General features: G+C 69.7%; 19 protein-coding genes. 11 read left to right on the top strand and 8 right to left on the bottom strand.

Features of this window, described 5'->3' with window-relative positions:
* Nucleotides 1-77: 77 nt before the first annotated feature.
* From IEY36_RS25765 to IEY36_RS25755, 3 genes are all read right to left on the bottom strand, one after another.
* Nucleotides 78-1142, bottom strand: a complete 1065-nt coding sequence (locus IEY36_RS25765; RefSeq protein WP_188972353.1) for a hypothetical protein — start codon at nt 1140-1142, stop codon at nt 78-80.
* Nucleotides 1117-2490 carry an MBOAT family O-acyltransferase gene (locus IEY36_RS25760; RefSeq protein WP_188972351.1) on the bottom strand — a complete coding sequence of 458 codons (1374 nt, stop codon included), beginning with the start codon at nt 2488-2490 and terminating at the stop codon, nt 1117-1119. Before IEY36_RS25760 ends, IEY36_RS25765 begins: the two co-directional genes overlap by 26 nt.
* A 225-nt stretch (nt 2491-2715) precedes the next feature.
* A complete protein-coding gene (locus IEY36_RS25755; protein WP_188972349.1) occupies nt 2716-3129 on the bottom strand; it encodes a nuclear transport factor 2 family protein in 414 nt (137 codons plus the stop codon).
* 232 nt (nt 3130-3361) lie between these two features.
* Here IEY36_RS25755 and IEY36_RS25750 point away from each other — a divergent pair, with 232 nt between their 5' ends.
* The gene (locus tag IEY36_RS25750) at nt 3362-4792 is read left to right on the top strand and encodes a vWA domain-containing protein (RefSeq protein WP_188972347.1); all 1431 of its coding nucleotides are present in this window, start codon (nt 3362-3364) and stop codon (nt 4790-4792) included.
* Nucleotides 4793-4841: 49 nt separating this feature from the next.
* Here IEY36_RS25750 and IEY36_RS25745 read toward each other — a convergent pair whose 3' ends face one another.
* From IEY36_RS25745 to IEY36_RS25730, 4 genes are all read right to left on the bottom strand, one after another.
* A complete protein-coding gene (locus IEY36_RS25745) occupies nt 4842-5510 on the bottom strand; it encodes an SDR family NAD(P)-dependent oxidoreductase (RefSeq protein ID WP_188972345.1) in 669 nt (222 codons plus the stop codon).
* Between the two features lie 78 nt (nt 5511-5588).
* Complete coding sequence (locus IEY36_RS25740) at nt 5589-6122, bottom strand: SRPBCC family protein (RefSeq protein WP_188972343.1); 534 nt, start codon at nt 6120-6122, stop codon at nt 5589-5591.
* Nucleotides 6119-6523: an ArsR/SmtB family transcription factor gene (locus tag IEY36_RS25735; protein ID WP_229681576.1), complete on the bottom strand. Its 405-nt coding sequence runs from the start codon at nt 6521-6523 to the stop codon at nt 6119-6121. The genes IEY36_RS25740 and IEY36_RS25735 overlap by 4 nt, the downstream gene beginning before the upstream one ends.
* A gap of 456 nt (nt 6524-6979) precedes the next feature.
* Entirely contained in the window at nt 6980-8110 is a 1131-nt protein-coding gene (locus IEY36_RS25730) for a M20 family metallopeptidase (RefSeq protein WP_188972342.1), read from the bottom strand.
* Nucleotides 8111-8226: 116 nt separating this feature from the next.
* Between IEY36_RS25730 and IEY36_RS25725 the strand changes: the two genes are divergently transcribed.
* Genes IEY36_RS25725 through IEY36_RS25715 form a run of 3 tightly spaced genes read left to right on the top strand, consistent with a single transcriptional unit; the run spans nt 8227 to nt 10184 of the window.
* Nucleotides 8227-8670, top strand: coding sequence for a MaoC family dehydratase (locus IEY36_RS25725; protein ID WP_188972340.1), 444 nt, complete (start codon nt 8227-8229; stop codon nt 8668-8670).
* 3 nt (nt 8671-8673) lie between these two features.
* Nucleotides 8674-9255: an LOG family protein gene (locus IEY36_RS25720; protein WP_188972338.1), complete on the top strand. Its 582-nt coding sequence runs from the start codon at nt 8674-8676 to the stop codon at nt 9253-9255.
* Between the two features lie 11 nt (nt 9256-9266).
* Nucleotides 9267-10184 (top strand): bifunctional riboflavin kinase/FAD synthetase, encoded by a 918-nt coding sequence (locus IEY36_RS25715; RefSeq protein ID WP_188972336.1) that lies wholly within the window; start codon nt 9267-9269, stop codon nt 10182-10184.
* A gap of 305 nt (nt 10185-10489) precedes the next feature.
* Here IEY36_RS25715 and IEY36_RS25710 read toward each other — a convergent pair whose 3' ends face one another.
* Nucleotides 10490-12088, bottom strand: a complete 1599-nt coding sequence (locus IEY36_RS25710) for an ABC transporter substrate-binding protein (RefSeq protein WP_188972334.1) — start codon at nt 12086-12088, stop codon at nt 10490-10492.
* A gap of 133 nt (nt 12089-12221) precedes the next feature.
* Here IEY36_RS25710 and IEY36_RS25705 point away from each other — a divergent pair, with 133 nt between their 5' ends.
* The 7 genes from IEY36_RS25705 to pgi all read left to right on the top strand — a co-directional run bounded on the left by IEY36_RS25705 (nt 12222) and on the right by pgi (nt 22509).
* Nucleotides 12222-13577 carry a peptidase C69 family protein gene (locus tag IEY36_RS25705; protein WP_188972332.1) on the top strand — a complete coding sequence of 452 codons (1356 nt, stop codon included), beginning with the start codon at nt 12222-12224 and terminating at the stop codon, nt 13575-13577.
* Between the two features lie 266 nt (nt 13578-13843).
* Nucleotides 13844-16651 (top strand): isoleucine--tRNA ligase, encoded by a 2808-nt coding sequence (gene ileS / locus IEY36_RS25700; protein ID WP_188972329.1) that lies wholly within the window; start codon nt 13844-13846, stop codon nt 16649-16651.
* A 73-nt stretch (nt 16652-16724) separates the two neighbouring features.
* A complete protein-coding gene (gene lspA, locus IEY36_RS25695; protein ID WP_188972328.1) occupies nt 16725-17222 on the top strand; it encodes a signal peptidase II in 498 nt (165 codons plus the stop codon).
* The gene (locus IEY36_RS25690) at nt 17219-17791 is read left to right on the top strand and encodes a DUF3035 domain-containing protein (protein ID WP_188972326.1); all 573 of its coding nucleotides are present in this window, start codon (nt 17219-17221) and stop codon (nt 17789-17791) included. The genes lspA and IEY36_RS25690 overlap by 4 nt, the downstream gene beginning before the upstream one ends.
* 157 nt (nt 17792-17948) lie before the next feature.
* Nucleotides 17949-19334, top strand: a complete 1386-nt coding sequence (locus IEY36_RS25685) for a M16 family metallopeptidase (protein WP_188972324.1) — start codon at nt 17949-17951, stop codon at nt 19332-19334.
* A gap of 4 nt (nt 19335-19338) precedes the next feature.
* Entirely contained in the window at nt 19339-20592 is a 1254-nt protein-coding gene (locus IEY36_RS25680) for a M16 family metallopeptidase (RefSeq protein WP_188972322.1), read from the top strand.
* A 192-nt stretch (nt 20593-20784) separates the two neighbouring features.
* A complete protein-coding gene (pgi, locus tag IEY36_RS25675; protein ID WP_308423202.1) occupies nt 20785-22509 on the top strand; it encodes a glucose-6-phosphate isomerase in 1725 nt (574 codons plus the stop codon).
* Nucleotides 22510-22622 lie beyond the last annotated feature (113 nt).

Genomic DNA, 22622 nt, shown 5'->3' with positions numbered 1-22622 from the left:
TGCAGCGGAGGTCTGAATCACGCGATCAAACAAAAGGTTGGAGCGGGGTTGGTGAACGACCGTGAACCAATCACGCTCTATGGGGTGAGGTCGACGTAATCCTCGCTCGCCCCTGGCGCGCCACGCGCGGCGCGCGACAGCGGCGCCTCGATGCGTTCGGCGATGGCGTCGCGATAGTGCATCTCGTCCCAGTAGTTGGTGGGCTCGCGCGTGATCGGGCTGGCGCGCCAGTAATCCAGCACCACTGTGCCGGGCCGCGCACGCGCCATGGCGACGACCTGCCGCTTGCACGCCTCCGTCACCGCGGCACTCCCCGACCCCGGCGCACCCTGCGAGCCGAGCCAGCGCGGCATGAAGACCAGCACCAGCGTCGTCGGCGCCGGCGTCGCCGTCACCATGCGGTCGAGCAAAGCCATCGGCGGCAGCGGCAGGTCGGTGGGCGCGGTCTCGATGTGACGATGCGTCTCGGGCGGCAGCGGCGGCAGATGCGTCGCGGCGCGGGCGGCGTCGTAGCGATCTTCGGGTGGCAGGAAACGCGTGTAGCCATCGCGGCCATAGCGCGGGCGCATCAGGCCGGTCAGCACGGCGAATTGCCGCCCGGCTTCCTGCACCGCGTAGAAGGACAGCATCTCGCGCAGCGCCGGCCAGGGCGAGGCTTCATAGAAGGATTCAGGAAAGTCGCGCGGCGTGTAGCGCTGCAACGGCCCGGCGTCGCACCAGACATGGTCGAGACCGATCACCACCGCGCGCGGTGTTGGATGCGCGCGCAGGAACACCTCGAACAGCCGCGACTGTTCATAGGCCGTCGCGGCATTCATTGCGAGATTGGCGAAGCGTGCCTCGAATGCCTCGTTCAGCGCCGCGGGCCGCAGCATGCGGCTGGTCGAGGTGCCGATGATCGCCGCATCGAAGCTCTGCGACCGCGCCAGCCCAGCGAAGGCGAAGCGCGCATTGGTCGAGATCGGCGGCCGTTCCGCCGGGATGTGGAAGGGCAGCACGCCCCAGGGGTCGACCAGCACGACGAAGCCATAGACCACCGCGCAGCCGAGAGCCGCCGTCGCAACGGCGCGCAGAAAGAAACGCCTCCAGGCGCCGTGTTCCCGCGCCTCGTCAGGGTCAGAACTGGAAGTAGATGAACTCACTGGGCGTCCTGGTGCCGGATTGCAGGAGAAGCAGCAGCAGCACGATGCCGACCGGCACCGCGAGCCAATGGACCGGCCGCAGCCGCAGCAACGCGACCTGCTGGCTGGTCGGCCCGAACAGCGCGATCGCCGTGCCGATCACGAAGGCCACCGCGTGGTCCACCTTCACATGGCCGAGCCCTTCGAGCCCCGCCATGCCGCGCAGCATGGTCCAGGCGGTGGCGAAATCCGGCGCCCGGAACAGCACCCAGCCGGCCATGACGAAGACCAGCGTTAGCGCCCAGCCAAGCAGCGCCGGCATGCGCCACCCCGCCCGCGCCCAAGCGCCATTGATCGCGAGTGCCACCCCATGCAGCCCGCCCCAGACCACGAAGGTCCAGTTCGCGCCATGCCACAGCCCGGCCAGCAGCATGGTGATGAAGGCATTGCGCGCCTGCGCCAGCCCACCGCCACGATTGCCGCCCATCGGGATGTAGAGGTAGTCGCGCAGGAAGCGCGACAGCGTCATGTGCCATCGCCGCCAGAAGTCGCGGATCGAGGTCGCGCGGTACGGCGCATCGAAATTGTAGGGCATGCGCAGGCCGAACATCAGCGCCAGCCCGATCGCCATGTCGGAATAGCCGGAGAAGTCGAAATAGATCTGCAGCGTGAAGGCGCCGGCGGCGGTCCAGGCCTCGGCGGCCGAAGCGGGGGCGGCCTGGGCCGCCAGGAACAACCGGTCGGCAACCTGCGAGACATAATCGGCGATGCCGAGCTTCTTCGCCGCGCCGATGGAATACAGCACGAGCCCGCGCGACAGGTTCTCCCACATCTCCGCCCGACGCGGATCGGCGGCGAATTGCTCGATGATCTCGTTGTGGCGGACGATCGGCCCGGCGATGAGCTGCGGGAAGAAGGTCACGAACATGAAGAAGTCGAGCAGCGGATAGGCATGCGCCTGTCCCCGCCGCAGATCGACCAGGTAGGAGATCTTCTGGAAGACGAAGAAGCTGATCCCGAGCGGCAGGATGATGTCCCAGGGACTGAAGGTCATCCCGAGCAGCGCCGCGAAGGTGCCGGCGAAGAAATTGGTGAACTTGCAGACGCCGAGGACCGCCAGGTTCAGCACCACGCCAATCACCGGCCAGTCGCGCCGCGGGTTCGCCTCGTGCAGCCGGCCGATCAGCCAATTGGCGAGCGTCAGCCCCACCAGCAGCGGCACGAAGCGGACATCCCAGGCGCCGTAGAAGACGAGCGAGGCCGTCACCACGACGATCTGCCGCAGCGTTCGGCTGCCCGCCGCCGCGTAGTACAGCGCGAGCGTCACCGGCAGGAAGACGAGGATGAAGATCTGGCTCTGGAACAGCACGGCACGGGCCTAGCACAGGGGTGCGAAGGGCTCCTAGAGCAGATCCCGAACGGGCGAAATCATCCGATCAGGTGAAGATGCTCGAAAAAACAATGATCTAGAGAGGACTCCGCGGACCGGAGCGAGCCGAAGCCGCTCTGGAACGGTTCCCCTGAGGATGGAACCGCTCCCACCATACGTGAACGGCCACCGTCATCCGACCGGGCGCCTCCAGCCGCTTCGCATCTACTCCAGCTGCGGCTTCGATTGGCGCCGGTCCTGCATGGCTTCGAGTCGGTCGAAGATGGCCATGTCCGACATCACCAGATTGCTGACGACGAGCCCGCCACGCAGCGCGATGCGGTCGCATCCGATACCCTCGAAGGCGCCATCAGGGCCAGTGCCGCGCGCCTGCCACCGGATGAAGTGCAGGTCGCCGCTGGCCGCATGTTCCTGCAGCTCGAGCCGCATGTCCGGCACCAGGGAAAGCAGGTCCACGACACGCCCGGCATAGGCCTTCGGCCCGCACACCGGATGACGCGAACGCGGCCAGACGGCTTGGACCTCCGGCGCCGTGATGGTCGGAATGCGCCTCAGCGCGGTCTCCGGGTCGGGCTTCGCCCAGAAGCCTCTCCAGCTATCGATCGACCAACCTGTCATGGCGCTCCTCACGAACAACAATGCGTTCGTGACGCTGACGCTCGCTGCGGGTCGGGTCGATTACCCCGTAGGTCAAGGATGGCGGCGGCGACAGGTGCGGCCATGGGCATTCTCCTGCGGGCAATCGTGCAGGATGATGCCCCCCGCGGCGACGCGGCGTCGTTGCCGCCGCCTCACGCTTGCCACGGCCTGCGCCGCTTGGTTGCATGAGCGCCAATGACGAGGACCGAGGATGCTCCGCAGCACCGCCATCGTATCGTTGCTGTTCTGCCTGCTGGCCTCCGGCCTCGCCGCGCAGCCGGCGGTGATCGTGCTGGACGGCTCGGGCTCGATGTGGGGCCGCACCGAGGAACGCAGCCGCATCGACATCGCGCGTGACGCCCTGCGCGGGCTGATGTCCCGCTGGCCCGCCGGCCGTCCGGTCGGGCTCGTCGCCTATGGCCATCGCCGCACCAGTGATTGCGCCGATGTCGAACTCCTGCGCGCCCCCGGCGCCGACACCGCCGAGATCACCGCGCTGGTCCAGGCCATCACGCCGCGCGGCCGCACGCCACTGGCCGAGGCGGTGCGCCAGGCCGCGGAGGCGCTCGGCAGCGTGGCCGGCAGCGTCATCCTGGTCACCGACGGCATCGAGTCCTGCCACCCCGACCCCTGTGCCGTGGCGCAGGCCATCGCCCGGTCCGGCGCCCGCATCGCCATCCACACCATTGCCTTCGCGGTCAGTGACCCGGCGGCGGTCGCACAGCTGCGCTGCATGGCCGAATCGACCGGGGGCCAGGCGCTGACGGCCGAGAATGCGGCGGAACTGGCCGAAGCACTCGACCGTGCCGCGGCCTCGCCAAGGCCTCGCACCCGTGCCTCGGCGCCGCGCGCCGAACCGGTGCGGGTGCCGCGCCTGATCGTCACGCTGCGCATGTGCGCCGATTGCGACCCGATGACCGGCGATGCGCGCATCCTGCTGCGCCGTGGCGATGACGTTGTGGCAACGAATGGCGACCCCTTCGGCCGCTTCTTCGACCTGCCCGCCGGGGAGTATCTCGTCGCCGTCGAAACCCCGCTCTTCGACCGTGGCCCGGTGCCCGTCACCATTCCGCCCGGCGGGCCTGGCCGGGTCGAGGTGGTGCTCGATGCCGGCTGGCTGGTGGGTGACGTGCGATCGGTGCCCTCGGGCCAGGCGGTCGCCGCCCATGCCCGTCTCGAATGGCAGCCCCTGGTAGGGTCGAATGGCGAGCCATCACCCGGCGTCGAGGCGATCGGCGGCAGCCCCGTCTTCCTGGTGCCGGCCGGCGCGCATCGGTTGCGGGCCTGGGTTGGCAATGCCGAGGGCACGGCCGAGACGTCGGTCGCCGCCGGGCAGGTTGTGGTGCTGCCCGTGCCTGTCCGCTTCGGCACGCTGTCGTTGCGGCGCATCGGCTTCGGCGAGGCCAATCCACGGGTGAGCGTCACCGCGCTGGAGGAGGACCGCATCGTCTTCGACGATTGGCCGAATGTGGAGCGGGTGGAGATCCCGTTGGCCCCCGGCCGTTACCGTGTTTCCGTCATCCGCGCCGGCAAGCATGCCGAGACGGAGGTCGAGATCCGCGCCGAGGCGGTCGAGGAGATCACGCTGGGCCCCGCTCCGCCGCCGATTTCGCAGAAATCGAGCGAAGTTCCAGGAAACTGAGTGTCCTGGCGGGGTGCTCGAGGGGCAGCGCCCCTCGACCTTCAGCCGGTCAGAACTTCTCCCCCCAAGGCCGCACCTCGATCTCCCACGACCACGACGAACGCGGCTGGCGAATAAGGTGCAGATAACTCTCCGCGATCGCATCCGGATCAAGCAGCGTATCCTGCCCACTTTCTGGCCGACGCGCGCCGCGGATGCCGCCATCGATCACGACATGGGCGACATGGACGCCCTGCGGATGCAGTTCGCGCGCGAGCGACTGCGCCAGCCCGCGCAGGGCGAATTTCCCCATCGCGAAGGGCGCGGACTGCGGATACCCCTTCACCCCCGCCGAGGCGCCCGTCAGCATGATGGTGCCGGCCCCGCGCGGGATCATCCGCCTAGCCGCCTGCTGCGCCGTCAGGAACGCCCCGAAGGCGCAGACCTGCAGGGTTCTCTGTACATCGGCCGGCACCAGCTCGGTGATCGGCCCACGGGTGCGGAAGGACGGATTGTAGATGACCACCTCGGCATCGCCCTCCTGCGCGAAGAGGGTGGCGATGTCGGTCTCCGAGGCGGCGTCGCAGGCATGGGCGGTGGCGCCGATCGCGGCCGCCAGCGCATCGAGCTTGGCGATGTCGCGCGCCGCCAGGGCGATGGCGTAGCCCTCCCGTGCCAGCAGGCGGGCGAGGGAGGCGGACAGCCCATCCCCCGCCCCGATGATGAGGGCCTTCGGCATCGCGTCATTCCTTCTGCAATCCCCGGCATGTGGGGGCGCGGGGGGTGGACGCGAAGGGGCGGCGCGATGCCGGCGCCGTCAGGCCGGCAGGCGCCGGTCGTATTCCTGCTTTAGGCGGACCCAGCCATCCCAGAACGGTTCCGTCTCGCGGCCGGTTGCCCGGGCGACCAGGACGTCTAGATGCATGTGCCAGCCGGCGCCGACCATCAGCATCATGTTGCGGTCCGGCAGGCGATGATGCGTCACGGTCAGCAGCACGTCGCTGCCCCTCGGCTCCAATTCGAAGGTGACGCCGCCGCTGCTGCCCCAGGTGATCGACAGAAGGCGGGGCGGATCGAGCGCGGTGATGGTGCTCCGCATCCGGTGTTCGGTGCCGAAGCCTTCCGGCCGCGTGCCGGGCGGGGTGGTCAGCGCGTCATTGTGCCAGACGAGTTCGAAGCTGGCGCCGAGCTTCAACTCCATCTCGCCTTCCGCCAGCCACTGCCGGCGCAGGTCACTCTCGGTGAGATAGGCCCAGACCCGTTCGACCGGGCCGGGCAGCCGGCGCTGGATCGTCAGCGTGGCCGGCTCGGTCAGGACGCCATAGGCGTCGCGTGGGGCGAGGTCGTTCATCGGTCGTCTCCTGTCTTGGGGGTGGTGGTTTGACGCTGGTCCTCCTTGCGGAGGAGCCGATCGAGGACATCCAGACGCTCGGTCCAGAAGCGCTCGTAGAAGCCCAGCCACTGATGCGCGGTGGCGAGGGGGCCGGGATCGAGGCGGCACAGATGGGTCCGGCCGCGCACCTCGCGGCGGATCAGCCCGGCCTGTTCCAGTGCCTTGATGTGCTTGGAGGCCGCCGCCAGCGAGATCGCGTAGGGCTGGGCCAATTGCCCCACCGTGCGCTCGCCATCGGCGAGGTCGCGCAGCATGCGCCGGCGCGTGTCGTCGCCGAGGGCGTGGAAGACGGCATCCAGGGAGGGCGCTTGATATTCAACCATGTAGTTGAATATCAGCGCGGCGCCGAGAACTGTCAACCATTTGGTTGAATGAAAAACCGCTGTGCGATCACATCAGGGTGACGACGGATGCGGTGGCGTGCCGCGCCCGCCATCGTGTTGCCAGGCCGCGCGACGCCGCGAAGCGGGCGCCGGCATGCTCCTGCTCGGCGGCCGAGGAGGGACGTCAGGTCAAAGCAACGGCTCTATTTGATGACCTGCGGTTGGAACGAATGGAGGGGCGCCGCCCCTCCAAACCACCCCGCCAAAGTGCCGGGCACTTTGGAATGCCATCTTCTGATGCAGGGCGGGGGAGGCTTGCTGTACCGGCGCGAGGCGCTTTGTGCACGAGGGCGGCCGTCAGGGTTTTCCCTGCCCGCGGCGCCCGGCACCAAGTCGAGGTTTCCAAAGGCCCTTAGGCCTTTGGTGGGGAGAGTTCGAGAGGGGCGACGCCCCTCTCGGTCACACCGGCCAGAATAAAAGGGGCCGTTGGTATCAGTCGATGTTCTCCAGCAGCGCACACAGCGTCGCGCACCGCGCCGCCATGTCCTGCCACAGGATGTGCTCGAAGGGCGCATGGGCGCCGGCCCCCGTGCAACCCAGCCCATCGAGCGTCGGCACGCCGATCGCCGCGGTGAAATTGCCGTCCGACCCACCGCCGCGATGCTGCTTCGGCAAATCGTAGCCATGCGTCGCCGCGAAGCCGCGCGCCATCTCGTACAGCGCGGTGATCTCCGGCGTCTCCACCATCGGTGGCCGGTTCATCCCACCCGTCACCTCGATGCGGATGCCATCGGCCTCGCCCGCCATGCCGAGGATCAGCCGCTCGATCCGCTCACCCTCAGGGACCGACGTGACACGGCAATCGATCTCGCAACCAGCCTCGGGCGGCACGACATTCGGCCGCGTGCCGCCCCAGATCGGCGCAACATTGGTGGTGGTGCCACCGGCAAGGTTGGTCAGCGCATGCACCTCCAGGATCTTGCGCGCCAGCGCGACCACGGCCGACCGCCCATCCTGCCAATTGCCGCCGGCATGGGCCGAGACGCCATGCACCTTCATCACGAACCGCCCGACGCCCTTGCGCGCGGTCACACAGGCGCCGTTCGGCCCGCCGGCGGGTTCGGGGATCAGCACCGCCCGCGCCCCGGTCGCGCAACGCTCGATCGGCGCGCGTGAGGTCGGGCTGCCGACCTCCTCATCCGGCGTCAGCAGCAGCACCAGCGGCCGCTTGGTCTTCACCTTCTGGCGCAGGATCTCGCGCACCGAATGGAAGGCGAAGAACGACCCGGCCTTCATGTCGTAGATCCCCGGCCCATGCGCCTTTGGCCCCTCGACCTTCCAGGGCATCGAGTTGGACAGCGTGCCATGGTCCCACACGGTATCGAGATGCCCTGCGACCACCACCGGCGCGCCCTCGCCCGGCGTGCGGGCGACCAGCGTGTCGCCATAGCCGTCATAGCCCGGAATGCGCTCGATCGCCGCGCCAACCGCGCGCAGCTCGGCCTCGGCCTTGCCGATCAGCCCGTTCACCGCCACCGCGTCGGTCGTCGGCGTCTCATGCAGCACCCAGCCCTTGAGCTCCTCGAGCAGGCGTTCGGAGGAACCGATCTCGGTCTGCGGCATGGCGAAGGTCCTTCAGCGGGCAAGGCCCGGCTTCTGGCAGGGGGGTTTTCCCTTGTCCATCCCGGGCGGGGAGGCTACCGACCCTCCCGCAGCGCACAACGGGGACCCCGCCTCCCATGCCGGAATTCTATGCCTTCGAGGACCTGACGGTCGGTCTCACCGCGAAATTCTCCAAGACCGTCACGGAGGCGGACATCGTCCTGTTTGCCGCGGTGACGGGCGACACAAACCCGATGCATCTCGACGCCGAATACGCTGCGACCTCCATCTTCAAGGAACGCATCGCCCACGGCATGCTCGCGGCGGGGCTGATCACCAAGGTGTTGGGTACCCAGCTGCCCGGCCCGGGCACCATCTACCTCTCGCAATCCCTGAAATTCCGCGCCCCGGTCAAGATCGGGGAAACCGTCACCGCCACCGTCGAGGTCATGGCACTGCACCCCGAAAAGCACCGCGCCACGCTGCGCACCGTCTGCACCGTGAAGGGCGAAGCGGTGCTCGAGGGCGAGGCCTTCGTCTCCGTCCCCTCGCGCGCCAACCTCATCAAGGCGGCGGAGTAGGCCATGCGTCGTGTCTGTGTGTTCTGCGGCTCGGCGGCCGGCGCGCGGCCGGATTATGCGCGCGATGCCGAAGCGCTCGGTCGCGCCATCGCCGCGCGCGGCATGGGCCTGGTGTTCGGCGGCGGGGCGGTCGGACTGATGGGCATCGTCTCGAGGGCGGCACTCGCCGCCGGCGCCCCGGTCACCGGCATCATCCCCCACGGCCTGGTGATGCGCGAGGCCGGCAACGGCGACCTCACCGACCTGCGCATCGTCGCCTCCATGCATGAACGCAAGGCGATGATGGCCGAGATGTCCGACGGCTTCCTCGTGCTGCCTGGTGGCTTCGGCACGCTTGAGGAAGTGGTCGAGGCGCTGACCTGGCTGCAGCTCGGCATCCACCGCAAGCCGGTGGTCTTCATCGACACGCTGGGCTTCTGGGGCAGGCAGATGGCGATGTTCGACCACATGCTCGCCGAAGGCCTGCTGCGCCCCGAAATGCGCCCGATGGCAATGATCGCCCCCGACCCCGAGGCCGCGCTCGACGCGCTGGACGGCTTCACCCCACCCGACGTGCCCCGCTGGCTGCTGCCGGGCGAAACCTGAGAGCCGCGCCGATGATCATCGAAGGCTGGCACCAGGTGCCGGAGGCTGCCCGCGGCGCGACCATCGCCCTGGGCAACATGGATGGCGTGCATCTGGGCCATGCGGCGGTGCTGCGGGCGGCACATGCGGCGCGGCCCGACCTGAAGCTGGCCGCGCTGACCTTCGAGCCCCATCCGCGCGAGCATTTCCGCCCCGACGACCCGCCCTTCCGGCTGACGCTGCTGCCGGCCAAGGCCACCGCGCTCGCCGCCGCCGGGGCGAGCTTCGTCTTCGCCCTGCCCTTCGACGACGCGTTCGCCGCCATGACCGCGGAAGCCTTTGTCGAGGAGGTGCTGCACCGGGGCCTGGGTGCGAAGCACCTGGCCTGCGGTCCGGATTTCGCCTTCGGCCACCGCCGTGGCGGCGACGTCGCCTTCCTGGCGCAGGAGGCCGAGAAGCGCGGCATGGGCCTGTCGGTCGTGCCACCCTTGCTGCATGACGGGGAGGCAATCTCTTCCACCCGCATCCGCCGCCTGTTGCAGGATGGCTACCCCGAACGCGCCGCCGAGAAGCTCGGCCGGCCGTGGGAGATCTGCGGCCCGGTCGTGCATGGCGACAAGCTCGGCCGCGTGCTCGGCTGGCCGACGGCGAATATGTGGCTGGGTCGGCACCTGGAACCGGCGCGCGGCGTCTATGCCGTCACCGTCGCCCTGCCGGACGGCACCGAGGCGAAGGGCGTCGCCAATGTCGGCCGCCGCCCGACGCTGGGCGGCGACCCGCAGACGCGGCTGGAAACCTACATCTTCGATTTCGCCGGCGATCTCTATGGCCAGGAAATCGGCGTGCGGCTGGTGCGCTTCCTGCGGCCCGACGCGAAATTCGCCGGGCTCGAGGAACTGAAGGTCGCCATCGCGCAGGATGTCGAGGATGCGAAGGCCGCGCTCGGTTGAGTTGCGGCGGATGTGGAACCGGAGAGGGGCGTCGCCCCTCTCCGGACCTCACCCCACCAAAGGCCCGAGGCCTTTGGAAACCAATACTTGGTGTTGGGCGGGAACGGCTTTCACCAGAGCAGAACGTCCTCATTGCCCGGCGCCAGGAATCCTCCCGGGTCGTGGGCGCGACGGGACTTCCCCACTTCGATCCGCCCCTGATGCCCGGCGCCAAAAAATGGCGTCCAGAGGCCCTTAGGCCTTTGGCGAGGTGAGGTTTGGAGAGGGGCAGAGCCCCTCTCCAACTCCCCCACCACCGCCCTCGCTCAGGACTTCTCGACGCTCCAGAACAGCGGAATGCTCGACGGGATCAGGTTGCGCAGGTTGTTCCGCCAGGCGGCTGGCGTCACGAACTGCCCCCACATCACTGCCGGCACGTTCTCGAAGGCGATCGCCGAGATCTCACCCGCAATGCGCTGCCGTTCCTCCAGGCTCTGCGCCATCGGGAAGGCGGCGAACAGCGGCTTCAGCCGTTCGTCGCAGCTCCAGCCCGCGTAATCCACGCAATTGCCCGACAGGTAGAAATGCGTGGGCGGCGCCGAGAGGTCGAAGCCCGAGGCGGTGACGCCGAACAGGCTCCACCCCTCGCGCCGGCCGCGGCGGTTCAGCAGCGTGCCCCAGTCCATCGCCTGGAGCTCCACGTTGAAGCCGGCCTGCGTTAGCATGTCCGCCGCGACGGCGGAGGAGACGCGCAGCGTCTCGATGTCGGTTGCCTGGAGGACGACCACCTTCTCGCCATTGTAGCGGGTCCGGCGCAACGCCTCGCGCGCCGCGGCGACCGACGGGTTGCGCGCGATATCGGCCCCGGCGGTGTTCTCCAGCGGCGTGCCGCACATGAACCAGGACAGGCAACCCGGCTGGGTCAGCCGTTCCGGCAGCCCGAGCGCCGTCAGCACCGTGGATTGATCGAACAGCCGCCACAGCACCTGGCGGATTTCGGGGTCGTTGAACGGCGGCGCGGCATGGTTCAGCCGAAAATAGCCCTGGTAGCTGTTCATCCCGCCAGGCCCGCCGACCGATAGGCGCCGGTTGCGCTCCAGCACGGGCAGCAGGTCGAAGGACGGGCTCTGGATGTAGTCGATCTCGCCCTGCTGCAGTGCGGAGGCCGCGGTCGCGCCATCCGGCATGGTCCGCAGTTCCAGCCGCTCGATATTCACGCGCTTGCCGCCGGCGAGGAAATCCGCCGGCTCGGCGCGCGGCACATAGCGGTCGTTGCGGTCGAGGATGATGCGGTCGCCGGGGCGATACAGGTCCTGCCGGAACACGAAGGGGCCGGAGCCAATGATCTCGCTGATGCGCCCATCGCCCGCGGCGCGAACCAACCGCTCCGGCATCATGAAGGGCACCGGCGTATTGGGCTGGCCGAGCGCCTGCAACACCAGGCCGAAGGGCTGCTTGAGCGTCAGCCGGAAGGTCCGCGCATCGACGGCTTCGAGGGATTCGGTGGCGCCGGCGAGCAGCCGCCCCATGCCGGCCTTCGGCATCCAGCGGCGCAGCGACGCGACGCAATCGGCCGCCGTCACCGGCGTGCCGTCATGCCAGGTCAGCCCCTCGCGCAGGGTGAAGGTGTAGGTCAGGCGGTCTTCGGAGATGACGGTGTCCTGCACCATCTGCGGGCGGATCTCGCCAGTGGCGGTCAGGCCGAACAGCGTGTCGAACACGGTGTAGCCGAAGGCGCGCGTGATGTAGGCGGTGCTGAAATGCGGATCGAGCGTCGCGACCTCGGCTTCCAGCACGGCGACCAGCGGCGCCGCCTCGGCGCGACGGGTGGGCGTCGTCAACAGCGGCAGGGCGAGGGCAGCAACAGCAAGAGAGCCAAGAAACCGGCCAAGCGCGAACGGCTTGCCGTAACGACGTGCGATCATTCTATACCTCCGATGGTGATTCGCAGCATGGCATGGCGGATCGGGGGCGGCTATGTGCCACCAGTGACGCCGTGGGCCGCTGTTCCGCCTGCGTGCGCGAAGCCTATCCACCCCGGCCTGGAGACCGCAACCGATGTGCGACACCATGGTGGCCCTGCCTTCCGCTACTGCCACGGGCGCGGTGCTTTTCGCCAAGAACAGCGATCGCGAAAGGAACGAAGCGCAGTTCCTCGAACAGCGCCCGGCCGCGCGGCATGCGCCAGGCAGCCTAGTCCGTTGTAGCTACATCGACATCCCGCAATCCGCCGAAACCCAGGCCGTGCTGCTGAGCCGCCCCTTCTGGTGCTGGGGTGCGGAGATCGGCGCCAATGCCGCCGGCGTAGTGGCCGGCAATGAGGCGGTGTTCTCCCGCCTGCTGCCGCCGGCCCACGAACCGGCGCTGGTCGGCATGGATCTGGTGCGCCTCGCGCTGGAACGCGCCACGACCGCCGAGGCCGCGGTCGGCGTCATCATCGACCTGCTGGAACGCCACGGCCAGGGCGGCGATTGCGGTCATCTCAACGAGCATTTCTACGACAACGCCTACCTCGTCGCCGATGCGCGCGAAGCCTTCGTGCTGGAGACCGTCGGCCGCTTCTGGGTGGCTGAGCGCGTCACGCGCAGCCGTGCCATCTCCAACGCGCTGTCGATTGGGCGCGGTGCCATCTGGCGCGCCAGCCCGGGCCTGATCGCCGATGCCAAGGCGCGCGGCTTCTGCGAAGGCGCGGCGGATTTCGACTTCGCCGCAGCCCATCTCGACCTGGAGCGCGACGCGCAGAGCCAGGGCCGCGCCCGCTGCACCCGCGCCGCCGAATTGCTGGCACGCCAGGACGGCGCCCTCACGCCGGCCTCGATGATGGCTATGCTGCGCGACCATGGCGCGGCCGCCGAGGATGACGACACCTGGCATCCGGCCCGCGCGACCGGGCGGACCATCTGCATGCACGCCGCCGGCCACGACCGGCGCGGGCAGAGCACCGCCTCGATGGTCTCGGAACTGCACGCCGATGGGCGGGTGCTGCACTGGGTCACCGGCACCGCAGCACCCTGCCTGTCGATCTTCAAGCCGGTGCTGATGGAGGCGGGGCTGCCGCCGCAGGGCCCGCGGCCGGCCGACCGCTGGGATGCCACCACACGCTGGTGGCAGCACGAAGCGCTGCATCGTGGCGCGGTGCTCGGCGATTTCGGCGGAATTCTCGCCGCACTGGCCCCCGAGCGCGACGCGCTGGAGACGCGGTTCATCCGCCACATGGCGGAGGCCAGCCCCGGTCAGCGCGCGGAGGCCGCCGCCGCCTGCTGGGCGGAGGCCGAAGCCTGGGAAGCGTCCTGGCGCCGGCGCGGCCTGCCGCGCAGATTCATCACGGATGCCGGCCATGAATCGGCCTGGCGGGAGCTGACCGCCCGGGCCGAGGCCGGCGCCTCCGGCCTGCGCTGCGCCGCTGTCGCCTGATCGCCGGTGCGACCCGGTCGCCCGCGGCCTGCCCCGTCATCTTGACGCTGACGGAATGGGGCGGTGCGAACGCCGCACCGTTCTCCCCCGCCACAGCGGCTTGACGCCCGCCCGCCCGCCTCCGCATAAGCCTGCCATGCTCCGGGTCGCGCAGCGGCGAATTACCGTCCCGGCCCTCCGCTGAGGGCCGGGTTCCAGCGCGCGCTTTCCCCCGACACGCCGCCCGCCCCGACTGACCGGCGCCGGGCGCACCGAGACAGGCACCCATGACCGACAGCCCCGCCGAGGCCCGCGACTACCGCGGCACCGTCTTCCTGCCCAAGACCCCCTTCCCGATGCGCGGCGACCTGCCGAAGCGCGAACCGGCGATGCTGGAGCGCTGGGCCAGGCTCGGCCTGTGGGAGCGGCTGCGCGCACAGTCGAAGGGCCGCACCCCCTTCGTGCTGCATGACGGCCCGCCCTATGCCAACGGCAACCTGCACATCGGCCACGCGCTCAACAAGATCCTGAAGGATGTGGTGAACCGCGCCGCGCAGATGGCCGGCTACGACGCCAACTACGTCCCCGGCTGGGACTGCCACGGCCTGCCGATCGAATGGAAGGTCGAGGAGGAATATCGCTCAAAGGGCAAGGACAAGGACGCCGTGCCGGTGCTCGACTTCCGCGCCGAATGCCGTGCCTATGCGACGCATTGGCTGGGCGTGCAGTCGGCCGAATTTCAACGTCTTGGCGTGGCGGGGGACTGGGCCGACCGTTATGCGACGATGGACTTCCCCTCAGAAGCCACCATCGCCGGCGAGATCGGCAAGTTCCTGCTGAATGGCTCGCTCTATCGCGGCCTGCGCCCGGTGATGTGGTCGCCGGTCGAAAAGACCGCGCTGGCCGAGGCCGAGATCGAATACCACGACCATGTCTCGCCCACGCTGCACGCGAAGTTCCGCCTGCTGAAGGCCGCCGCCGAGGACCTGGTCGGCGCCGATGTCGTGATCTGGACCACCACGCCCTGGACCATGCCGGGCAACCGGGCCGTCGCCTATGGCGCCGAGATCGACTACGCGCTGGTCCACGTCGAAGGCGTCACCGAGACCTCCCTGCTGAAGGTCGGCGACCGCCTGCTGGTCGCCCTGCCGCTGCTGCCGGGCTTCGAGAAGGACGCCGGCATCGGCGCGCATACCGTCAAGCGCGTGCTGAAAGGTGCCGAACTCGAAGGCGCCATCGCAGCCCATCCGCTGCGTGGCGAGGGCTATGATTTCGACGTCCCCCTGCTGCCCGGCGACTTCGTCACCACCGAGGCCGGCACCGGCTTCGTCCACATCGCGCCCGGCCATGGCGAGGACGACTTCAACCTCGGCCGCCAATACGGGCTGCCGATCCCCGAGACGGTGAATGACGACGGCACCTTCACCCATCACGCGCCGGGCTTCACCGGCCTGCATGTCTTCAAGGCGCACACGGCGGTCTATGATGCGATGCGTGCGGCCGGCACGCTCGCCGCGACCGGCAAGCTGACGCACAGCTACCCGCATTCCTGGCGCTCCAAGAAGCCGGTGATCTTCCGTGCCACGCCGCAATGGTTCATCGCCATGGACGATGGCAACGAGATCCGCGCCAAGGCGCGCTCGGAAATCGCCAGGACGCGCTTCGTCCCTGATGCCGGGCGAAACCGCCTCGATTCCATGATCGCCGCCCGTCCCGACTGGTGCATTTCCCGCCAGCGCGCCTGGGGCGTGCCGATCCCGGTGTTTGTCTCCAAGCAGTCGGGCGAACCCCTGCGCGACCCCGCCATCATCGAACGCGTCGTCGAGGCATTCCGCACTGAGGGCGCCGATGCCTGGTACAAGCCCGGCGCCGCCGCCCGCTTCCTCGGCCCCGACCGCGACCCGGCGCTGTATGAGCAGGTGATGGACATCGTCGATGTGTGGTTCGAATCCGGTTCGACTCACGCCTTCGTGCTGCCGCCGCGCGGCCTGCCCTTCCCGGCGGATCTGTACCTGGAAGGCTCGGACCAGCATCGTGGCTGGTTCCATTCCTCGCTGCTGGAATCGGTCGGCACCAATGGCGTCGCGCCCTTCAAGGCGGTGCTGACGCATGGCTTCGTGCTCGACGAGCAGGGCCGCAAGATGTCGAAATCCATGGGCAACGTCACCGCGCCCCAGGATGTGATGAAGCAGTATGGCGCCGACATATTGCGCCTGTGGGTGATGAATTCGGACACCGCGCTCGACCTGCGCATCGGCCCGGAGATCCTCAAGCAGCAGGCGGAACTGTACCGCCGCATCCGTAACACACTGCGCTGGCTGCTCGGCAGTGTCGAAGGCTTCACCGAGGCCGAGACGGTGCCCTACGCGGAGTTGCCGGAACTCGAACGCTGGGTGCTGCACCGGGTCACCGAACTCGACGCGAAAATCCGCGCCGCTTCCGACCCTGATTCGGCCGACCGCTTTGCCTGGACCGGCGTCTATCCCGAGATCCACAATTTCTGCGCGACCGACCTCTCGGCCTTCTACTTCGATATCCGCAAGGACGCGCTGTACTGCGACAAGTCCGACAGCCTGCGCCGGCGCGCCGCGCGCACGGTGCTCGACATCCTGCATCGCAGCCTGTGCGCGTGGCTCGCCCCGGTGCTCGCCTTCACCGCCGAGGAAGCCTGGCTGGCGCGGTTCCCGGATGAGAATGGCAGCGTGCATCTGCTCGACTTCCCCTTCGTGCCCGAGGGTTGGAAGGACGTCGTGCTGGCCGCGAAATGGGCGCGCATCCGCGAATTGCGTGGCGTCGTGACGGCCGAGTTGGAGAAGGCGCGTGCCGCCGGCACGATCGGTTCCAGCCTGCAGGCCGCCCCGGTGCTCGCGGTGCCGGCCGAGGACGCCGCCCTGCTGACCGCCGAGACTTGGGCCGAGACCTGCATCACCTCGGACTTCGTGCTGGCGCCGGCCGAAGCGCCCGCGGCCAGCTTCGCCCCTGCCCCCGGCAACAAATGCGCCCGCTGCTGGCGTGTCCTCCCCGAGGTCGGCCGCTCTGCCAAGCACCCCACCCTCTGCCTCCGCTGCGAAGACGCCGTGGAGGCCCTTTCATGACGGCGGGGTCCGGGGTAGCCCGGCTATCCCGGCGGGGGTCGAGGGGGCGGTGCCCCCTCGTGGCGACCGCCCCATGAGTCTCCGCCTCGGCCTGCCCATCGCCGCTGGCATCCTGGTCGCCGACCAGGCCAGCAAATGGTGGATCCTCGACGGCCTTGCCCTGCCCGAGATCGGCAGCCTCCCGCTCTTCGCCGCCGGCCCGGTTGGCCTCAACCTCACCATGGTGTGGAATCGCGGCGTCACCTTCGGCCTGCTCTCGGGCGACGGTTCCTGGCACCATCTGGCGCTGGCCCTGCTCGCCGCCGTCATCGCCGCCTTCCTGCTGCGCTGGATGGCGCGGGCGGAGAATCGCCTCACCGCCATCGCCCTTGGCGCCGTGGTCGGCGGGGCGATCGGCAATGTGATCGACCGCGTCCGGTTCGGCGCCGTGGTGGATTTCGTGGACGCCTACGCCTTCGGCTGGCACTGGTATGTCTTCAATATCGCCGATGCGGCCATTGTCTGCGGCGTCATCGCCCTGGTCGCGGATGCCTTGTTCCGGCCCAAGCCCGGGCCTATGGAAGGGTCATGAGGAAGCGCCTCCCCCCCGCATTTGCCGCTCTCGCCCTCGCCGCGCTGTTGCCGGCCTGTGGCGACAACACGGCTCGCACCCTCGGCCTGGTGCGCGACGCGCCGGACGAGTTCCAGGTCACCACCCGTGCGCCGCTCTCCCTGCCGCCGGACATGACCACCCTGCCCAGCCCGACCCCCGGGTCGCCACGCCCGCAGGAACGCAGTTCGAGCCAGCAGGCGGAGGCGCTGCTCTCCCCGGGCCTCACCCTGCAGGACCCGCGCCGCGCGCCCAACGTCCGCCCCAGCGTGGGCGAGGCGGCGCTGTTGCAGCATGCCGGCCCCGACGCCCCCGCCAGCATCCGCCAACGCGTGGACGAGGAAAGCCTGCGGCTCGACCGCCCCGACCGCAGCCTGACCGACCGGCTGATCTTCTGGCGTGACCCGCCACCGCCGGGCACGCCGGTCGACCCGACCCGCGAAGCCCAGCGCATCCGGGAGAACGCGGCGCTCGGGCGTGATGTCGATTCGGGCGAAACCCCGGTCGTGCAGCCGCAAAGGCAGTCGTTCTGGCAGTGGCTCGGCTTCTGAGCCTGGGTTGAGGCGCCCGGCCACCCACGCGGGGCCGGGTTGCCGCATCATGAAGCGCCGGCCGGCCAAGCTGGCGCTTCCCGGCCGCCGGCATACACTTCCGTAAGACCGTGTCGTTACGCTTCACCTGGCGCCTGGCCGGCCCCATCTTGTGGACATGCCCGAGATCACCCGCCGCCATACCCTCCGCGCCGCCGCCGCCGCCGCATCGATCGCCGTGACGCCCTTCGCGCGCGCGGCCGACCAGCCCGCCGTCGCCGCGCCGACCACCGACGCCCCGCTGTTCGGCGCCAAGCAATGGACGCTGCCCAACGGCCTGACCGTCGCGCTGGTGGAGAGCCGCCGCGCCCCGGTGGTCGCGCAATACCTGTATTACGCCGCCGGCGGTGGCGAGGACCCCGCCGGGCGGTCGGGCGTCGCGCATTTCCTCGAACACATGATGTTCAAGGGCAGCCCCAACGTGGCCTCGGGCACCTTCTCGCGCCGCGTCGGTCGGGAAGGCGGCAACGACAACGCCTTCACCTCCCGCGACATCACTGCCTACTACCAGCAGGTCGAGGCCTCCCGCCTGCCGATGATCATGGCGATGGAGGCCGATCGCCTCGCCGCCGCGCTGATCCCGGCCGATGAGCTGGAAAGCGAGCGCCGCGTCATCCTCGAGGAACGCAACCAGCGCACCGATTCCAACCCGCGCGCCCGCTTCCAGGAAGCCTTCCGCGCGGCGCTATGGGGCCCGCAAAGCTGGCCCGGCCGCCCCATCATCGGCTGGGCGGACGAGATCCGCGCCATCTCGCGCGACAACCTCACCGACTTCCACGGCCATTTCTACGCGCCGGCCAATGCCACGCTGGTGCTCGCCGGCGCCGTCTCGGAAGCCGAGGCCCGCGCGCTCACCGAGGAACATTACGGTCCGGTCCCCGCCCGCGAGGTGCGCCACCGCGACCGCGCCCCGGCGCCGACCGCCGCCCACGAACCCCGCCTGACGGTGCGCGAGCCCCAGGCGCGCGAGGCGTTGATGCTGCGCGCTTGGATGGCGCCCTCGCTGACCACGGCGAAGTCCGAACAATCCCTGCCGCTTGAAGTGCTGGCCCATCTGCTCGGCGGTGGGCAGGGTTCGCGGCTGCATGCGGCGCTGGTCGAGACCGGCCTCGCCGTCCAGGCCGGCGCTTCCTACGACAGCGAATCCGCCGGCGTGACCGAATTCATGGTCTATGCCGTGCCGCGCCGCGGCGTGACGCCCGAACGGCTGGAGGAAGCCGCCACCGCGGTCATCGCCACCCTGTTGCAGGACGGCCCAACCGAGGCCGAGGTGGGGCGCTCGACGCGGCAGATCTCGGCCGGGGCGCTGCTCTCGCTCGACAGTTTCGGTGCCGCGCCGCGGATGCTGGGCGGCGTGCTCGCCATCGGCCTGCCGGCGGAAGTGGTCGAATACTGGCCGGCCCGGCTGCGCGCCGTGACCCGGACGCAGGTTGCCGAGGCCTCCCGCGCCGTACTCGGCGGCGCGCCGAACACGGTCGCCTGGCTGCTGCCGGAAGGGGCGTGACCCGATGACCAACGCCTTCACCCTGCCGATCCAGCCGGTCGACGCGGGCCCCCTCACCGCTTGGCTGGTCGAGGACCATTCGGTTCCGGTCGTCTCCGTCTCCTGGTCCTGGCCCGGCGGCGCCGCTACCGACGCGCCGGGGCGCGAGGGCACCGCCGCCATGGCCGCGGCGATGCTGACCGAAGGGGCCGGCGACCTGCGCGCCGTCGCCTTCGCCGATGCGCTGCGCGATTCGGCGGTCGGGCTGAACTTCAGCGCCGGGCGCGATACCTTCGAGGGCAGTTTCCGCTGCCTGACCGATGCCCTGCCCGAGGCGCTGCGCCTCGCGACGATGGCGATGACCGCGCCGCGCATGGATGAGGATGCGCTGGTGCGCGTCCGCGCCCGCGCGATCGCCGGCGCCCGCACCCAGCTGGAGACCCCGCGCGGCCAGGCCGGGCGGGCGTTCTGGGCCTCCGCCTTCCCCGACCATCCGGCCGGGCGGCCGGCTAACGGCACGGCCGAAAGCCTCGCCGCCGTCCCACCCGAGGCGTTGCGCGCGGCGCTGGCCGCCCAGCTGCGTCGCGACGGGCTGCTGATCGGCGTCGCCGGCGCGATCCGCCCCGCCCAACTCGCCACGCTGTTGCGGGACCTGTTCGGCGCCCTGCCCGCCGGTGCGCCGGCAACCCCGCCGCCGCTGCCGCCCTTCACCGCCTTCGGCCGCCAGATCGTCATGGTGCCGAGCCCGCAATCGCAGATCGTCTTCGGCCAGCCCGGCATCACCCCGCCGGACCCGGATTGGGAGATCGCGCAAGTCGTGCTGCGCGTGCTCGGCGGTGGCGGCTTCTCCTCCCGCCTGATGGAGGCGGTCCGCGTGCAGCGCGGGCTGACCTACGGCATCGGCGTCGGGCTCGACACGCTGTTCGGCGGCGGCGTCATCACCGGCAGCTTCGCCACCGAGAACGGCAAGGTGGCCGAGGCGCTGGAGGTCACCCGCGGCGTATGGGCCGACCTCGCCCGCACCGGCCCGACCGAGGCCGAGCTGGAGGAAGCCGTCGCCTACCTCACCGGCTCCCTGCCGCTGCAATTCACCGACAGCCGGCGCATCGCCGCCACGCTGCTGGCGATGCGCCGCAACAACCGGCCGATCGGCTGGCTGAACGGGCGCAACGAACGACTGCGCGCGATCACCAGGGGTGATGCGGTGCGGCTTGCCGGGTCGTTGCTGAAGCCGGAATCGCTCGCCGTGACGGTGGCGGGGGAACCGGTCGGGCTTTGATGGAAGGTCGAGGGGCGCCGCCCCTCGAACGCCCCGCCAGGAAACGAAGGTCACCGGACCTTCGGGCGATTTCTGCGAAATCGACGACAGGTTCGGCGGCTGCGGCCGCTCATGGGTCCTGCGACGGCCGTATGGCGATCGGCCGGCCATAAACCGGTCATCGTTGTCGTGATGTGATGTACCCTTCGTCCCATGCCAGATTCGGGACGCGATACAGGAGCACACGACAGCAATATGCCGAGCAGCGAGGTTGAAGCGGCCTGGGCCGTGGTTGAAGCTCTGGGCCAGCAGCCAGACGCGGCGGCAATCCGTCCTCTTTTCACCGCCGACCCCGGCCGGCCCTCACGCATGACGCATCGCGCTGCGGACGTGCTGCTCGACCTCTCCCGCACCGCCCTCGGCCCGGCCGTGCTGCCCGCTCTTTTCGCCCTCGCCCGCGCCGCCGATGTGGAAGGCTTCCGCGACGCCATGGCCGGCGGGGAGACGGTCAATGTCACCGAAGGCCGCGGCGCACTGCACATGACGCTGCGCATCCCCGACGGCGCACCGCCCTACCCACCCGGCCATGGCGACCGCCCGGCGACCGAGGCCAGCACCACCCCGTCCACCATCGCCTGGAAACTCGCGCGCCAGACTCGCCACCAGATGCAGGCCTTCACCGAGGCCGTCCATGCCGGCGCCATCCGTGGCGCCACCGGGGAAACCTTCTCCGACGTCCTGAACATCGGCATCGGCGGGTCCGACCTCGGCCCCTTCATGGCGGCGCGCGCACTGTGGACGCCGGCCTGCCCGATGCGGGCGCATTACCTCGCCAATGTCGACGCCCATGCCTGGGACGCACTGCGTCCCCGGATCAACCCCGCGCGCACCCTGGTGCTGGTCGCCTCCAAGACCTTCACGACGCAGGAGACGATGACCAACGCCGCGCTGGTGCGCGGCTGGCTGGCCGAAACCCTGGGCGATGCGGGGGCGGCGATGCATCTCGTCGCGCTGTCCACGAATGTGGCGGGCGCCGCCGCCTTCGGCATCCCGGCCGAGCGCGTCTTCGGCTTCTCCGACACGGTCGGCGGGCGGTTCAGCCTCTGGAGCGCGATCGGCCTCTCGCTGGCGCTGTCCCTCGGCTGGCCGGCCTTCGAACAGCTCCTGGCCGGCGCACGGGCGATGGACGAGCATTTCCTCGCCGCCCCGCTGGAGGAAAACCTGCCGCTGCTGCTCGCCCTGGCCGAGATCTGGCACGTCAACGGCCTCGGCTACTGTGCCCGTGCCGTGCTGCCCTATGACGAGCGCCTGGCGCGTTTCCCCGCCCATCTCCAGCAGTTGGAGATGGAAAGCCTCGGCAAGGGGCTGCATGCGGATGGCACCCCGGTCAGCCGCCGCACCGGGCCGGTCGTGTTCGGCGAACCTGGCACCAATGCCCAGCATTCCTTCGTCCAACTGATCCACCAGTCGCCCGTGCCGGTGCCGGTGGATTTCGTGCTGATCGCCAATCCCGGCCACGTGCATCCGGACAGCCATCGCAAGCTGCTGGCGAACGGTCTGGCCCAGGCCGAGGCGCTGCTGGTCGGCAAATCCGAACACACGGTGCGCGCCGAAATGGCGGCGGCAGGCGCGTCGCAAGAGCAGATCGACCGCGTCGCCCCGCATCGCGTCTTCACCGGCGACCGGCCGAGCACGGTGATCCTGCTCCCGCGCCTGACCCCCCATACCCTCGGCCAGCTGGTCGCGCTGTATGAGCACAAGGTCGCCTGCCTCGGCGCGCTCTGGGGCATCAACCCCTTCGACCAATGGGGCGTGGAACTGGGCAAGCAACTCGCCGCCCATATCCTGCCGGCGCTGGAAAGCCGCTTGGCCACGGCCGATGAACCGGCGACCGCCGCCCTGATCGCGGAAATCCTGGACCTGCAGGCCCGCGGCTGAGAATCCGTCTGGAAACACGCCTACCGGCGTGTTCCGGGGTCCCGCAGCGGCCCGCACCCCCACCCGGCCAGCCATTCCAGGGTACTGACGTGGGTGGCCGGGTGGGGGTGCGG

This window comes from Neoroseomonas lacus, from assembly GCF_014644535.1.
Classification (GTDB): domain Bacteria; phylum Pseudomonadota; class Alphaproteobacteria; order Acetobacterales; family Acetobacteraceae; genus Neoroseomonas; species Neoroseomonas lacus.
This window is presented reverse-complemented; position numbering and strand designations above follow the sequence as displayed.

Coding starts and splice junctions, on each gene's coding strand:
- IEY36_RS25755 (WP_188972349.1), bottom strand. CDS start 3,129: ATGACAGGTTGGTCGATCGATAGCTGGAGAGGCTTCTGGGCGAAGCCC.
- IEY36_RS25750 (WP_188972347.1), top strand. CDS start 3,362: ATGCTCCGCAGCACCGCCATCGTATCGTTGCTGTTCTGCCTGCTGGCC.
- IEY36_RS25745 (WP_188972345.1), bottom strand. CDS start 5,510: ATGCCGAAGGCCCTCATCATCGGGGCGGGGGATGGGCTGTCCGCCTCC.
- IEY36_RS25740 (WP_188972343.1), bottom strand. CDS start 6,122: ATGAACGACCTCGCCCCACGCGACGCCTATGGCGTCCTGACCGAGCCG.
- IEY36_RS25730 (WP_188972342.1), bottom strand. CDS start 8,110: ATGCCGCAGACCGAGATCGGTTCCTCCGAACGCCTGCTCGAGGAGCTC.
- IEY36_RS25725 (WP_188972340.1), top strand. CDS start 8,227: ATGCCGGAATTCTATGCCTTCGAGGACCTGACGGTCGGTCTCACCGCG.
- IEY36_RS25720 (WP_188972338.1), top strand. CDS start 8,674: ATGCGTCGTGTCTGTGTGTTCTGCGGCTCGGCGGCCGGCGCGCGGCCG.
- IEY36_RS25715 (WP_188972336.1), top strand. CDS start 9,267: ATGATCATCGAAGGCTGGCACCAGGTGCCGGAGGCTGCCCGCGGCGCG.
- IEY36_RS25710 (WP_188972334.1), bottom strand. CDS start 12,088: ATGATCGCACGTCGTTACGGCAAGCCGTTCGCGCTTGGCCGGTTTCTT.
- IEY36_RS25705 (WP_188972332.1), top strand. CDS start 12,222: ATGTGCGACACCATGGTGGCCCTGCCTTCCGCTACTGCCACGGGCGCG.
- ileS (WP_188972329.1), top strand. CDS start 13,844: ATGACCGACAGCCCCGCCGAGGCCCGCGACTACCGCGGCACCGTCTTC.
- lspA (WP_188972328.1), top strand. CDS start 16,725: ATGAGTCTCCGCCTCGGCCTGCCCATCGCCGCTGGCATCCTGGTCGCC.
- IEY36_RS25690 (WP_188972326.1), top strand. CDS start 17,219: ATGAGGAAGCGCCTCCCCCCCGCATTTGCCGCTCTCGCCCTCGCCGCG.
- IEY36_RS25685 (WP_188972324.1), top strand. CDS start 17,949: ATGCCCGAGATCACCCGCCGCCATACCCTCCGCGCCGCCGCCGCCGCC.
- IEY36_RS25680 (WP_188972322.1), top strand. CDS start 19,339: ATGACCAACGCCTTCACCCTGCCGATCCAGCCGGTCGACGCGGGCCCC.
- pgi (WP_308423202.1), top strand. CDS start 20,785: ATGCCAGATTCGGGACGCGATACAGGAGCACACGACAGCAATATGCCG.